Origin of the sequence: Flavobacterium frigoris (assembly GCF_900111075.1) — a bacterium.
GTDB classification, from domain to species: Bacteria; Bacteroidota; Bacteroidia; order Flavobacteriales; family Flavobacteriaceae; genus Flavobacterium; species Flavobacterium frigoris.
In genome coordinates, this window is the sequence record NZ_FOFZ01000008.1 from 70,767 (window position 1) to 84,555 (window position 13,789).

The 13,789-nt window shown below is 33.4% G+C and carries 13 protein-coding genes; 8 read left to right on the forward strand and 5 right to left on the reverse strand.

Annotated elements, in window-relative coordinates; genetic code table 11:
* Nucleotides 1-71 precede the first annotated feature (71 nt).
* Nucleotides 72-1,601: a choice-of-anchor I family protein gene (locus BMW63_RS11725; RefSeq protein ID WP_074723662.1), complete on the reverse strand. Its 1,530-nt coding sequence runs from the start codon at nt 1,599-1,601 to the stop codon at nt 72-74.
* A gap of 197 nt (nt 1,602-1,798) precedes the next feature.
* On the opposite strand from BMW63_RS11725, the gene BMW63_RS11730 reads away from it, so the two are divergent.
* Nucleotides 1,799-2,839, forward strand: a complete 1,041-nt coding sequence (locus BMW63_RS11730; RefSeq protein ID WP_074723663.1) for an agmatine deiminase family protein — start codon at nt 1,799-1,801, stop codon at nt 2,837-2,839.
* Between the two features lie 77 nt (nt 2,840-2,916).
* On the opposite strand, the gene BMW63_RS11735 is transcribed toward BMW63_RS11730, so the two are convergent.
* A complete protein-coding gene (locus tag BMW63_RS11735) occupies nt 2,917-5,187 on the reverse strand; it encodes a M1 family metallopeptidase (RefSeq protein ID WP_074723664.1) in 2,271 nt (756 codons plus the stop codon).
* 184 nt (nt 5,188-5,371) lie between these two features.
* Here BMW63_RS11735 and BMW63_RS11740 point away from each other — a divergent pair, with 184 nt between their 5' ends.
* The 3 genes from BMW63_RS11740 (at nt 5,372) to BMW63_RS11750 (ending at nt 7,467) form a co-directional block, all read left to right on the forward strand.
* Complete coding sequence (locus tag BMW63_RS11740) at nt 5,372-6,223, forward strand: aldose 1-epimerase family protein (RefSeq protein ID WP_074723665.1); 852 nt, start codon at nt 5,372-5,374, stop codon at nt 6,221-6,223.
* Nucleotides 6,224-6,244: 21 nt separating this feature from the next.
* Nucleotides 6,245-6,796, forward strand: coding sequence for a GNAT family N-acetyltransferase (locus BMW63_RS11745; protein ID WP_074723666.1), 552 nt, complete (start codon nt 6,245-6,247; stop codon nt 6,794-6,796).
* Nucleotides 6,797-6,915: 119 nt separating this feature from the next.
* On the forward strand, nt 6,916-7,467 hold the full coding sequence (locus BMW63_RS11750) for a DUF3575 domain-containing protein (RefSeq protein WP_074723739.1): 552 nt from the start codon (nt 6,916-6,918) through the stop codon (nt 7,465-7,467).
* Nucleotides 7,468-7,475: 8 nt separating this feature from the next.
* On the opposite strand, the gene BMW63_RS11755 is transcribed toward BMW63_RS11750, so the two are convergent.
* Together BMW63_RS11755 and BMW63_RS11760 are read right to left on the reverse strand one after the other, a co-directional pair.
* Nucleotides 7,476-7,697: a VF530 family protein gene (locus tag BMW63_RS11755; RefSeq protein ID WP_074723667.1), complete on the reverse strand. Its 222-nt coding sequence runs from the start codon at nt 7,695-7,697 to the stop codon at nt 7,476-7,478.
* 90 nt (nt 7,698-7,787) lie between these two features.
* Nucleotides 7,788-9,299, reverse strand: a complete 1,512-nt coding sequence (locus BMW63_RS11760; protein WP_074723668.1) for a S8 family peptidase — start codon at nt 9,297-9,299, stop codon at nt 7,788-7,790.
* Between the two features lie 149 nt (nt 9,300-9,448).
* On the opposite strand from BMW63_RS11760, the gene smpB reads away from it, so the two are divergent.
* Both smpB and BMW63_RS11770 read left to right on the forward strand, forming a co-directional pair.
* Nucleotides 9,449-9,901, forward strand: coding sequence for an SsrA-binding protein SmpB (gene smpB, locus BMW63_RS11765; protein ID WP_074723669.1), 453 nt, complete (start codon nt 9,449-9,451; stop codon nt 9,899-9,901).
* Nucleotides 9,902-9,984: 83 nt separating this feature from the next.
* Nucleotides 9,985-11,034 (forward strand): Fic family protein, encoded by a 1,050-nt coding sequence (locus BMW63_RS11770; protein ID WP_074723670.1) that lies wholly within the window; start codon nt 9,985-9,987, stop codon nt 11,032-11,034.
* 25 nt (nt 11,035-11,059) lie between these two features.
* Here BMW63_RS11770 and BMW63_RS11775 read toward each other — a convergent pair whose 3' ends face one another.
* Nucleotides 11,060-11,701 carry a protein-L-isoaspartate(D-aspartate) O-methyltransferase gene (locus tag BMW63_RS11775; RefSeq protein WP_074723671.1) on the reverse strand — a complete coding sequence of 214 codons (642 nt, stop codon included), beginning with the start codon at nt 11,699-11,701 and terminating at the stop codon, nt 11,060-11,062.
* Nucleotides 11,702-11,844: 143 nt separating this feature from the next.
* On the opposite strand from BMW63_RS11775, the gene BMW63_RS11780 reads away from it, so the two are divergent.
* Complete coding sequence (locus tag BMW63_RS11780) at nt 11,845-12,810, forward strand: Gfo/Idh/MocA family protein (protein ID WP_074723672.1); 966 nt, start codon at nt 11,845-11,847, stop codon at nt 12,808-12,810.
* 58 nt (nt 12,811-12,868) lie between these two features.
* A complete protein-coding gene (locus tag BMW63_RS11785; RefSeq protein WP_074723673.1) occupies nt 12,869-13,756 on the forward strand; it encodes a 3-hydroxyacyl-CoA dehydrogenase family protein in 888 nt (295 codons plus the stop codon).
* Nucleotides 13,757-13,789: the final 33 nt, after the last annotated feature.

Here is a 13,789-nt window from a genome sequence, read left to right on the forward strand (position 1 = left end):
AGGAAAAAAAAAGTGGACTAAAGCAAATCGCGCTCTAGTCCATTTTTATTTTGCAGGAAACTTAAAATTCCTTAGTTCAAATCTGGTTGGTAAATTTTGATTGTTCCATCCCCTTCGCTGCTCACTACTACTAAACTTCTTTTCGTTGGACTTTTTGAAGCTGGAATAAAGAGTAAGCCTTCTGGAGCATCACCTGTTTTTAGTGTTTGCAAATGTTTTGGTGCATTTGGATTACTTACGTCATAAACCATGCAATTATCCGATCTTTCTAAGCCTACAAAAAGAATAGTCTTAGCACCCATTTTAGCCACTACAACAGATTCTGGTTCTGCCCCTTTATCGTCGCTACGTTTATCATCATAAGTACCAAATTCTTGTGCTTTTCTGTCTAATTCATTTTTGCTATCAAAAACTATTTGTCCCGTGTTACCGTTCCAAATAGAAAACGACCTTCCCCCAAAACTAACTAATTCATCGATATCGCCATCGCCATCAGTATCGCCCATTTTGTTAACGATATTTAATCGTCCCATTTTTGCATCTTCTTTTAAGACAGAAGCATTAGGAAACTTTAACGGGTCTAATATAACGGAGCTACTCCCTATTCTACTTATATCAATATAATTATCATATTCTCTAGCATCACCTTCATTTGCAGTCACAAAATAAGTGGTCTTGTTTACCTCAAAGTTACTAATCGCATCTGGCATAAACATTCCTTTTACTTTCCAAGGGTTAAATAAAACGCCGCCATCTTTATCACTGATGTCAATCGCATTTTCGGCTAAATTAAAATCTTTAAATCCTAAAGGAAAAATAGCTGTTATTTTTTTTGCTGCTAAATCTACTTTGGCAACGCCATTATTTTCTTGTAAAGTAACCCAAGCCGTTTTTGAATCGGCCGAAATAGTGATATATTCAGGTTCAATATCTTTAGCAAAATCATTTGTAGGACTTGAAATTTTAAATCCATTAATTTTTAGCGAAGTTAATTGATTGCTGAAACTGCTAAAGTTCAACGTTGTTACCGCGTAATCTTTTGCCACCTCAATAATGGAAATGGTACCTTCTGGATCAATTGAATAATCACTATTCGGTTCTCCTTCATTTGCCGTCATAATGAACTTTCCGTCGGGTGAAAAAGTAATCATATCGGGTAAAGAACCAACAGTAATTACTTTTAGAACAGCGTAATTTGAAGTGTCAAAAACAACTACTTTTCCTAAATCTTGCTTGCTAGGAGTAGCTTCTAGTGCTACGGCTAGTTTGCCATTATAAGTAGCCACACTATTAGAAGCCCCGTTAAAAGTGGTTAAATCAATGCTCGCAATTAGCTTAGGATTACTAGGATCTGATAAATCGATTACATCAATTTTATTACTACTACTATTATTCACTGTAAAAAGCTTCTTAGAGACTTCGTCATAAGCACTGATTTCTGCTGCACCTTCGCTGCCGATAATGATAGAACCAATTTCTTTAAAACTAGAAGGGTTTTCGTTTATCGTTTCTTCAATTGTTCCTTCTTCTGAGGAATTTTGATTGCTGCAACTCGATAATAAACAAATTGCTGCTAATAATGGTAGTGCGTACTTTTTCATTGTATGTTTGTTTTTTTGGTTTTGCCAAAAATAACAGGATCCTATTGAAATCAGATTATTAGAATATTATCGAATGATTAACAAAAGTAGTCGCGTTAAAAAAAATCCTTCAAAGACAAAATGGTGTGAACAAATCAAAAAATATTCAAAATTGTTCTTGAATGTTTACCTTTGTGTTTTTATAATAGAAATTGATTATGACTACAAACAATAGAAGATTTCCTGCAGAATGGGAAAACCAACAAGGGATATTACTTTGCTTTCCTCATAACGGAAAAGATTGGCCTGGAAAATACGAAGCCATTCAATGGGCTTTCGTTGAATTTATTAAAAAAGTAGCCACATACGAAACGGTGTTTTTAGTAGTGATTGACGAAAAGTTAAAAGAAAAAGTAACCGAAATGCTAGAAATGGCAAGGGTTAACTTAGCTAATGTTTCGTTTATTATCCAAAGAACAAATAGAAGTTGGATGCGTGATTCTGGTCCTATTGTAATCAAAAATGGAGACGCTAGAGAAGCCTTAAATTTCAATTTTAACGGTTGGGCAAAATATAAAAACTATCAATTAGACAAACATATACCTGCAACAGTAGCAAATATTCTTGATATTCCACTTACCCAAGTGTTATACAAAGGAAAACCGGTAATTGTAGAAGGTGGAGCAATTGATAGCAACGGAAGAGGAACTTTATTAACTTCTGAGGAATGCTTACTACATCCTGATATTCAGGTTCGAAATCCTAATTTTACTAAAGCAGATTATGAAGCAGTTTTCAAGGAATACTTAGGGATTTCTAATGTAATTTGGTTAGGTAACGGAATTGAAGGTGATGATACGCATGGTCATATTGATGATTTATGTCGTTTTATCAATGAAGATACGATTGTAACCATTGTCGAAACAGATCCAAACGATGCCAATTATATACCATTACAAGACAATCTAAAACGCTTGCAAAATGCTAAATTAGAAAATGGTAAAGCTCCTATTATAGTGGCTTTGCCCATGCCTAAACGCTTAGATTTTGAAGACTTAAGACTGCCGGCAAGTTATGCTAACTTTCTAATTTTAAATAAATGTATCTTGGTTCCTACTTTTAATGATGCCAATGATCGCAAAGCGCTGAATATACTTGCAGAATGTTTTCCTGATAGAGAAGTTATTGGAATTAGCGCTATCGATTTAATCTGGGGTTTTGGAACTTTGCATTGTCTGAGTCAGCAAATACCAGCATAAAAAAATTAAATATTTTTATATAAAAAAACACCAGCTATAAAGCTGGTGTTTTTTTTTGCTATCCTTTGTAAAAAAGATTACTTATCCTTTGTAAATGGTATTTTTTGACCATTACCTAATATTATCATATCAAAACCATCTTGGCTTTCATTAAATTGAAATTGAAGCCCAGCTCTTTTCGATTCAAAAAGATTTTTTCCTATTGGATCTACTGAAAAGTTAGGATAATTACTAATCTCAGCGGTAAGTACATTATTTTTTTCTGAAAAAGTAATTTTCATTGGAGATTTTTCATTCGAGTACGTTCCTAAATATCCATCCAAAATCACATCTCTCTCAACAGCTCCTTTTGCAGAGGTCCAAACATTATTGGCTTCATTACTATCTGGGAAAACATGATCTGGATCTAAAGTGATGCTTTCAATTTCTTCCGCTGAATCATGCTTAAATGACCACTCTGTATTTCTTTGCCAAATTTCAACAGGCAATTTTACTCTTTCTATAGTACCACTTTTTGTTTTTATATCCAAAATGATAGGCATTGGCATTTTTTCAAAATTCTCAACAGTAATTACAACCCCTTGCTTCGGATCATTTTTCACATATTTAATAGAATTGATCCCTTGATCAAAACGCCAGTTGTATTGAAACCATCCTCTCCAAAACCAACTCAAATCTTCACCAGCAACATTTTCCATTGTTCTAAAGAAATCATCCGGTGTAGGGTGTTTGAAAGCCCAACGTTCTACATAAGTTCTAAAAGCCAAATCAAAACGTTCTTCTCCTAAAACTTGTTCACGTAATATAACTAGTCCTGAACTTGGTTTATAATAAGCTAAAATACCAATATTTGCCTCTTTCATATTATCAGGAGAACTCATAATAGTTTCTAAATCACTACCAGTTAGCATTTCAGCTCTTTGGTGTAAGTCAGAATCTTCACTTTTATACTCTCCTTTATTAAAATCAACAGAACTAAGTGAATTGATAAAAGTATTGAATCCTTCATCCATCCAACCAAATAGACGTTCGTTAGACCCCACAATCATAGGGAACCAGTTGTGTCCAAATTCATGATCTGTAACTCCCCATAAGTCTTCTCCTTTAGATTCCCATCCGCAAAACACAATTCCGGGATATTCCATTCCTCCTTCATTTCCGGCTACATTTGTAGCTACTGGATAAGAATATTCGAACCATCTTTTAGAGTAATTTTCAATGGACGCCTTGGTAAATTCTGTTGAACGTCCCCAAGCCTCATTTCCGGAACTTTCAACTGGGTAAGCTGATAGGGCCAATGATTTTTTTCCACTTGGTAAATTAATCTTAGCTCCATCTAAAATAAATGCCGCTGAAGATGCCCAAGATAAATCTCTAGCATTTTTAAGTTTATAATGCCATGTTTTAGTTGCCGTAGACGTACTATTTGCTAAAGTAGCTACTTCTTCTTGTGTACGGATAAAAATAGTTTTATCGCTTTGTTTGGCTTGTGCTAATCTACCTTGTTCAATCGTGCTATAAACCTGAGTAGGATTTACTAACTCCCCAGAAGAAACAACAATATGATTAGCAGGAGCAGTGATATTAACATCAAAATCACCATATTCTAAATAAAATTCTGAAGCTCCTAAATAGGGATTCGTATTCCATCCTCTTACGTCATCATACACACACATACGTGGATACCATTGCGCGATGGTGAAAATCTTTCCGTTTTTAGTGTCCAAAACTCCAGTGCGGTCTGAACCTTCCAATGGAGAAATATAAGAAAAATCAATTTTAACTTTTACAGAACCACCTTTACCTTTCAGTTCTTGCGGAAGAAAAACTTGCATTCTCGTATCCGTAATTGTAAATTTAGCATTAACTTCAGTAGATTTTCCTTTACTCGTGCTAACAATTTTAACCGATTTTATTTTATGACCACCGTCAAAAACTTCTCCTTGTGCTCCATTACGACTACCAGTCAAAGGAACAACTGCATTACCGCGGGAATCTGCTTTGAATAAATTTTGATCTACATTCATCCAAATAAAAGACATCTCATCAGGACTATTATTAGTATAGGTAATTACATCTGTACCAATAATCTCATTACTCTGAGCATTTAATTTTGCTGTAAGAACATAATCTGCTCTGTTTTGCCAATATTCTGCACCTGGCTGACCGCTAGCAGAACGTGTTGATGTGCCGTTTTTTGTATAAAAAAATGGGGCAAAAGCATCATGATAATTGTAATTAGATTTTTGGGCATTTGTTGTAGTTACAGGAACTTCTTGCGCCCAGAGAGATGAAATCCCTAATAATAGAGCCATGTGGACTATGGCCTTGAATCGAATGTTTTTCATATTTTTCACTATTTGTAAGCAAATTAATAAAAAATAATAATACTATGACAGTAAATTCAATGCTTTTATAAAAAATTAAGAAAATTTTACTAAAAACGCAATAAATCTATTTTCGTTATTTATAATAAAAATTAAAAAATATATTTACATTCATAAAAAATTAACACGTAATAAGACTTTCATTTTGATAACGACAATACAAAACTCCAATTTAACCGCACAAATTAAACTGTTAGGTGCTGAATTATGTTCTTTGGAAAATAACAATTCAATAGAATATATTTGGGATGGGAATCCAGATTTTTGGGGTAAGCACTCCCCTATCTTATTTCCCATTGTGGGCACACTTAAAAATAATTCATATCAATATGATGGTAAAGAATATTGTTTATCAGGACATGGTTTTGCTAGAGATATGGTATTTGAATTAATCGATAAAAAAGATAATAGTGCTACTTTTTCAATTCAATCATCTGATAATATCAGAAATAGATATCCTTTTAATTTCGAACTCCAAATTAAGTATACCTTAGAGAACAGCAGCCTATTTATTGGTTACAAGGTTGTAAATAAAACCGCATCACAAATGCCTTTTTCTATAGGAGCGCATCCTGCTTTCGCCCTGTCTGGAAATTTTGAGGACTATAGTTTACAATTTGAAAAAGAGGAGCCGTTAGAATACAATCTGTTACAAAATGATTTGATTTCTAATGAGACTAAGATGCTTGATTCGCCTAATAATTTGGTTCGTTTAAAGTATGAATTATTCGAAAATGATGCGTTAATTTTTAAGTCATTGCAATCTAAACATTTAACAATTTTAAAAAATCAGACGCCATTAATTAGAGTACGTTATCCAAAATTTCCACATTTAGGAATTTGGACAAAAATGAATGCGCCTTTTCTTTGCATAGAGCCTTGGTTTGGGTATTCAGATTCAGTTGAAAGTACAGGAAATCTAATGGAGAAAGAAGGCATTCAAATAATAGAATCAGGTCAGATATTTGAAGCAGCATTCAGTATTGAAATCTTATAATTAACTAAATACTACTAAAAAATGTTATCCATAAACTTCACTCCATTTCCAAATCTGGAAACCGAACGACTGTATTTACGACGTGTAGATAAAAATGATGTTGAGCCCATTCTCGAATTACGTTCTAACGTCGAAACGATGAAGTACATTCCAAGACCCTTGTTAATAACTACCGAAGAAGCGCTGGAACATATTGTGATGATTGATGCTAAAATTGAAAGTAACGAAGGCATAAATTGGGCAATTACGCTCAAAGGGAGTCCTAAATTAATAGGGGTTATAGGTTTTTACAGGATAAAAACCGAGCATTTTCGTGCCGAAATTGGGTATATGTTGCTTCCAGAATATGGTGGAAAAGGTATTGTTACAGAAGCGATTCAAGAGGCAATAAAATATGGCTTTCAGATAATGAAATTACATTCTATTGAGGCTATAATTGACCCCAAAAATATAGGTTCAGCCAAAGTTTTAGAAAAAAATAATTTTGTAAAAGAGGCGCATTTAAAAGAAAATGAATTTTATGAAGGACGTTTTTTGGATACTATTATTTATTCGAGATTAAATAAATTTTAACAGTATTATATTTGTGAATTTTATCATACTTGCATTACAAGCATCTGTACTTTTATTTTATATTTGCACTCGAAACTGACAACAATTTAACTTAGGTGTTGGCCAGTAAAATTTATATTATGAAAAAACTTCTTTTTTTGCTTGTTCTTTTACTTTCAATTCAATTACAAAGTCAAACTTATGTAAAAGTAAATGCTTTAACTACTTTGTTGACCATTCCTAATGTAGGTATAGAAACCAGTATTGGTAAAAAATCTACTTTTCAATTAGATATCTTGGCATCTCCTTGGAAGTCTTTCAATGGGGCTCCACAACAATTCTATATCGTAATTCCGGAATACCGTTATCATTTTAATGAAAAATACAATGGCTTTTATGCTGGAGCTCATATAGGTGGTACTGTATTTAATTTCCAAAAATGGAACTATCTAAATACAGATAAATATGAAAAAGGATTTGGATACGTTATGGGAGCAACAATTGGTTATCAGAAAAAAATAAATGATCATTTTATGTTAGACTGCTTTGTAGGCGGTGGGAATCAACAAGGATTTTATCATGGATACTATTTAAGTACTGGGAAACGGTATGAAACCGCGGAACATTGGAATAAAAGCGGAGAATGGTTGCCATATCGTGGTGGTGTAATGGTCTCGTATCGCATCAATTAAACCACGTTCTATTTATCGAATTTAGACACTGATTGAATATACAGCTCTTCTACTTGTTTTCTTGCCCAATCTGTCTTTCTTAGAAAAGTAAGGCTTGATTTTACACTCGGATTATCATTGAAACATTTAATTTTTACTAATTCGCCCAAAGTGTCAAATCCGTAATAGTCAACTAACTTTTCAAGTATTGCTTTAAGTGTTATTCCGTGAAGGGGGTCTTTTTTTTCCATAGAACAAAAGTATTCATTCCTTTAGAAACAAATATAAAAAAAACCATCAAAATTACTTTGATGGTTTTTCCTTTTAATATTTTGATACAATTATTGAACGGCCAGTAATGCATTAATATTTCCATAACCAAATTCTGGGTTTTTATTTGGATATAAACTTGCTGATTGACGCATTTTAGTCAAAACTTGGTCTTTATTCCAACTTGGATTTTTTGCCCAAACTAAAGCAGCAATTCCCGCCGTCGTCGCTGTTGCAACTGATGAACCACCCACATAATCAGATTGGTTGTCATAATAACTATCTACAGGAACTGTATTTCCAGAACCTGATCTTTGCATAACTACAGTGAAATCAATTTTACTTCCTGTATGACAAACATCACATTTTTCATAGGTTGATCCTTCTTTTACACCTGTAACTGCAACAGTTTCTGACATTGATGCAGGGAAAATTACTCCTACAAAAGTCGTAAAACTTGTTGATGTACCACCAGCACAAAATATTAATTTTCCTTTACTGTAGGCATATTTTATTCCATCTTCAATTTTTCCCACAGAAAAAATATGTCCCATAGACATCGAAATAATTTTCACATCACTTCGATTACCTAAGGCAGTAAATGCATTCTTAACGCCGTTCTGCTCGTGATATCCTTCTAAAACTACATTAGACGCAGCACGATAAGTCACTAAGTTGGCATTATAGGCCACGCCAACAGGCAAACCATTATCATTTCTAGGAGCAGCAGCTACTGAAGCCATACTCGTACCATGACCACACAAATCACTTGTGCCATCTGTGGTTGTACTCCAAGGCCAAATAGAATCAACATAAACACCATATTTCTGAATGGTTCTTCCTGACGAATTTCCATCATTAAAACTAGAACCTAATAACGTTTGATTTGGCGAAACTCCTGTATCAACTATGGCTATAGTAACTCCTCTACCTGTACTATAACTCCATGCACTTGGAATATTATGTTTATAAAAAGTCCACGGTGCTTTTGAATTTGGCGTAATAAAAGTATAATCTGCAGTGCTTAATGTAGAAGCGTCATACCCACAACCTGAACCTGAACCTGAGGCCATTTTCTCTAACACTCTTTTACCTTCGAAATATTTGTAATCACCTGGTTCAATATATCGGATATATTTACTTTTCCTTAAAGCAATAATAGTTTCTTGTTTAGAAATAACAACATCTATTAAATTTAAATATTCATCGGATGAAATTAAAGTCTTGTCTAAATTTGTTCCTTCATATTTCATAATAATTGCGAGCAAATCATTTTGTATTTTCTCATTATCAGATAATTTTGCTCTTTCGATATCATCTTTTGAATTTCCAAATCCTATAGTTACAATGTTTTGCCCTTGAGCTATTGCACTCCAAAGCAAATGACTTGATGACTCCTTCCAATTAAAAGACCCTTTTGTATTAATTGACTCATCAATTTTTGCATTAATTTCGAGTGCACTTAGAGGATCTTTTTGAGATGCCTCTATAACTATACTACCTTCCTTGATATTATCGTCTTTAGAACAAGAAGCAAAAAACATAATCGAAATAACCGAAATTCTTAATAAATTTTTTATCATATTGTTTGTTTTTTAATATTAATTAAACGAATATAACAAAATCTAGATTAACAATGATAATTACTACAAATTAAGATCTACATTTAAACAGGTGATAATAGTTTTTAATAATTTTTTGTTGAATAAATAGTTTGTACATTTGTACTTATATGCTAAAAACAATCAACATACTTAATAAAAGAGCCCGATACGATTATGAAATAATCGAGAAATTCACTGCGGGAATTGTTTTGGCGGGAACTGAAATCAAATCAATCCGTTTAGGAAAGGCTAATATCACTGAAAGTTTTTGCGAGTTTAGTGGTACCGAACTTTTTGCTATAAATACCTATATTGAAGAATATACTTTTGGAAATCAATTCAATCACAAAGCACGTAGCGAGCGAAAACTATTGTTAAACAAAAGAGAATTAAAAAGTTTAGCACGTAGTGTTCAAGCCAAAGGACTTACCATCGTCCCTTTAAAGTTATTTACTAACGAAAAAGGATTAGCAAAATTAGAAATAGGTCTTTGTCGAGGTAAAAAGACCTATGATAAACGAGAATCACTAAAAGAACAAGATACTAAACGCGATTTAGCCCGAATTAAAAAAGAATTTTAATAAAAAAGGGAATTCATTTTCCTTTTTTTATTATGTAAAATGATGACTAAATTTGTCAAGACTACTTAACTCCTGACTTAAAAATGAAGACACTACTCAAAAAAGCACGTGAGCTAAAAAACTTAAAAACAAGGGAAGTAGCTCAGCTTTTAGGCATCGATCAAGCATTAATTAGTAAATTCGAAAGCGGAAGCAGAAAACCAACCAAAGATCAAGTCACAAAATTAGCTAAACTTCTAGAAATTGATTTGGAAACCATAATGGTTTCTTGGTTGAAAGAGAAAATTATACATGAAATTGGACAAGATGAATTTGCCTTAAAAGCATTGCGAGCAGCCGAGGAAGAAATTAAATTGAATAGCATCTTGCCTGTTAAAAAAGTTTCGACCCTTCTTCAAAAAATTTTAGATGAAATAGATTTTATTAAGTCAAAACTGAAAACTTTTTCCCAAATTAAAACTAGTTCAATCACGCAAGCGTTAGAAGTGGAATATACCTTTTGTAGCAATTGGATGGAAGGAAATACACTTTCGCTAGAAGAAACCGATTTGGTTATTAATGAAGGTCAAACAATCTCCGGCAAAAGTATGCGTGAACATCTGGAGGCAATTAACCATCAGGAAGCAATTGAATTTATCAAAAACAGGATTCAAAATAATGAAGCTCTTCTTGAAAAAGAAATCGTCTCCTTGCATTCTATTATTTTAAGGGGAATTTTACCAAAAGAAGCCGGTCAATATCGCGCTGTAGCTATTACGATAAAAGATAAAAGCTTTAATCCATGTGACCCCGCCGCTATTCCACAAGAAGTAGAAGCCCTTTTTAATTGGTATGAAGGTAATAAAAATAAGATACATCCCATTATATTGGCAGCCACTGTAAAAGAACGTTTTCTAACTATTCATCCTTTTATCAATGGAAACGGGAAAGTATCGCGACTGATTATGAATAGTATTCTCCTACAACATGGTTACCTAGTAGCAAGTATTAAAGCGGACAACGACAACCGAAATTTATATTACCAAGCACTAAAAGGAGCGATAACAAAAGAAAACAAAGACGATTTTATACTTTTTGTAGCTCAAATTGAAAAACAAAGTCTAGAACATTATATAGAAACTGTTAGTCAATAAAAGCCTCTTTAAAAGAGGCTTTTATTTAATTTTTATCTTCTAATAAAGGAACGAATTTAAATTCTCCCAGTTCATGTTTCTCGAATTGCGTTTCATTTACTCTTATCAACAAAGTCATAATTTGCACTTCATCCCCTAACGGAATCACAAGCCTACCTCCTATTTTTAATTGCGCCATCAACGGTTGTGGTATAAATGGTGCACCCGCAGTAACAATAATACTGTCAAAAGGAGCATAACTCGGTAATCCTTTATAACCATCTCCAAAAGAAAGATGTTTTGGACGAATCCCTAATTTTGGTAACAAAGCCGAGGTTTGTTTAAATAATTCATTTTGTCGCTCCACACTGTATACCTTCGCTCCCATCAGGCATAAAACCGCTGTTTGATATCCTGATCCTGTTCCAATTTCCAAAACTTTATGCTCTTTTTTAATTTCTAATAATTGGGACTGAAAGGCTACGGTGTACGGTTGCGAGATTGTTTGACCGGCAGCAATAGGAAAAGCTTTATCCTGATAGGCATAATCTTCAAAACTAGAATTTAAAAATAAGTGTCGGGGTATCTTTTTTATCGCATCCAAAACAGTTAGATCGGTAATCCCTTTTTGTTGTAAAACGCTTACTAATTGATTCCGAAGTCCTTGATGTTTGGCTGTGTCTTTCAAAGTTTTTTATTTTATTTTGGTAAAAATAGAAAACAAATTCTAATTATAATTAACAAATTATAATTTTTAAATCCCCAAATAATTGTCGTTTATCCTTAACGGATTAATCATTTTATTCCTATTTTTGTGGAAACAACATCATTATGCTGAAAATTGGAGTATTAGGCGCTGGTCACCTAGGAAAAATACATTTACGTTTATTACAACAGTCTGAAAAATATGAATTAGTTGGGTTTTATGACCCAAATCAAGAGAATGCTGAGAAAATTTCTAAAGAATTTGGATACAAACATTTTAGTACAATTGCTACTCTTATTCATGCAGTTGATGTAATTGACATTGTAACCCCAACACTTTCTCATTATAAATGTGCGAAAGTTGCCATCAAATCAGGCAAACACGTTTTTATTGAAAAACCCATTTCAAACACGATTGAAGAAGCGGAAGAAATCATTGCTTTGGCCAATGAGTACAATGTGAAGGGACAAGTGGGACATGTAGAACGATTCAATCCTGCATTTATTGCAACTAAAAACATGATTGAAAATCCCATGTTTATCGAAACCCATCGTTTGGCCGAATTTAATCCTCGCGGTACAGATGTTCCTGTAGTTTTAGATTTAATGATACATGACATTGATGTAATTTTAAGTGTAATAAAATCTAAAGTTAAAAACATAAGTGCCAGTGGTGTATCTGTAATTAGTGACACTCCAGATATTGCAAATGCCCGAATCGAATTTGAAAATGGCTGTGTTGCTAATTTGACTGCCAGTAGAATTTCAATGAAAAATATGCGAAAAACCCGCTTCTTTCAAAAAGATGCATACATATCAGTTGATTTCTTGGAGAAAAAATGTGAAGTCGTAAAAATGAAAGATGCTCCGGAAACTCCTGGCGATTTTGATATGATTTTGCAAAATGCGGAAGGCGTAAAAAAGCAAATTTATTTCTCAAATCCAGAAGTGGAGCAAAATAACGCTATTTTGGAGGAACTAGAAACATTTGCAGATGCGATCAATACAAATTCAACTCCTGTTGTGACTTTAGAACAAGCTACGGAAGCATTAAGAGTTGCTTATCAAATTATCGATTGTTTTAAAAAATAGAACAACATTTCGAATTTAAAAGTTAAACGAGAAAACTTTAGAATTAAATAAACAATAAATGAAAATAATAGCAGTAATCGGAGCAGGAACAATGGGTAATGGAATAGCCCATACATTTGCTCAAAGTGGTTTTACAGTAAAATTAATTGATGTTTCTGAAAAATCTTTAGATAAAGGAATGGCAACAATTGCCGCTAATTTAGATAGAATGATTTCAAAAGGAGTCATTACCGCAGAAGATAAAGCAAAAACAATAACAAACATAATTACCTATACTGATATCAAAGACGGAGTTGTAGGTGTTGATTTGGTGGTAGAAGCAGCAACCGAAAATGTAGATTTGAAACTTAATATTTTCAAGCAATTAAACGAGGCTTGTTCACCAGACACAATATTAGCTACTAATACATCTTCGATTTCTATTACTCAAATTGGAGCTGTCGTTTCTCATCCAGAAAGAGTTATCGGGATGCACTTTATGAATCCGGTGCCTATCATGAAATTAGTCGAAATCATTCGTGGGTACAACACAAGTGATGAAGTAACTAAAACAATTATGACTTTATCAGAAAAACTAGGAAAGACACCAGTTGAAGTAAATGATTATCCTGGTTTTGTTGCTAATAGAATTTTGATGCCAATGATCAATGAAGCTATCGAAACTTTGTACAATAAAGTAGCGGGTGTGTATGAAATTGATACCGTTATGAAGCTCGGAATGGGTCACCCTATGGGACCATTGCAATTAGCAGATTTCATCGGACTTGATGTATGTTTAGCAATTCTAAACGTGATGTATGACGGTTTCAAAAACCCAAAATATGCTCCTTGCCCACTATTAGTGAATATGGTTCGCGCCGGAAAATTAGGAGTGAAATCTGGAGAAGGATTTTACGATTACTCAGAAAGCAAAAAAGCAGAGAAAATCTCTAAACAATTCGTATAAAGTCAAAGTTAGCAGTCGCAATTTCTACTGAAT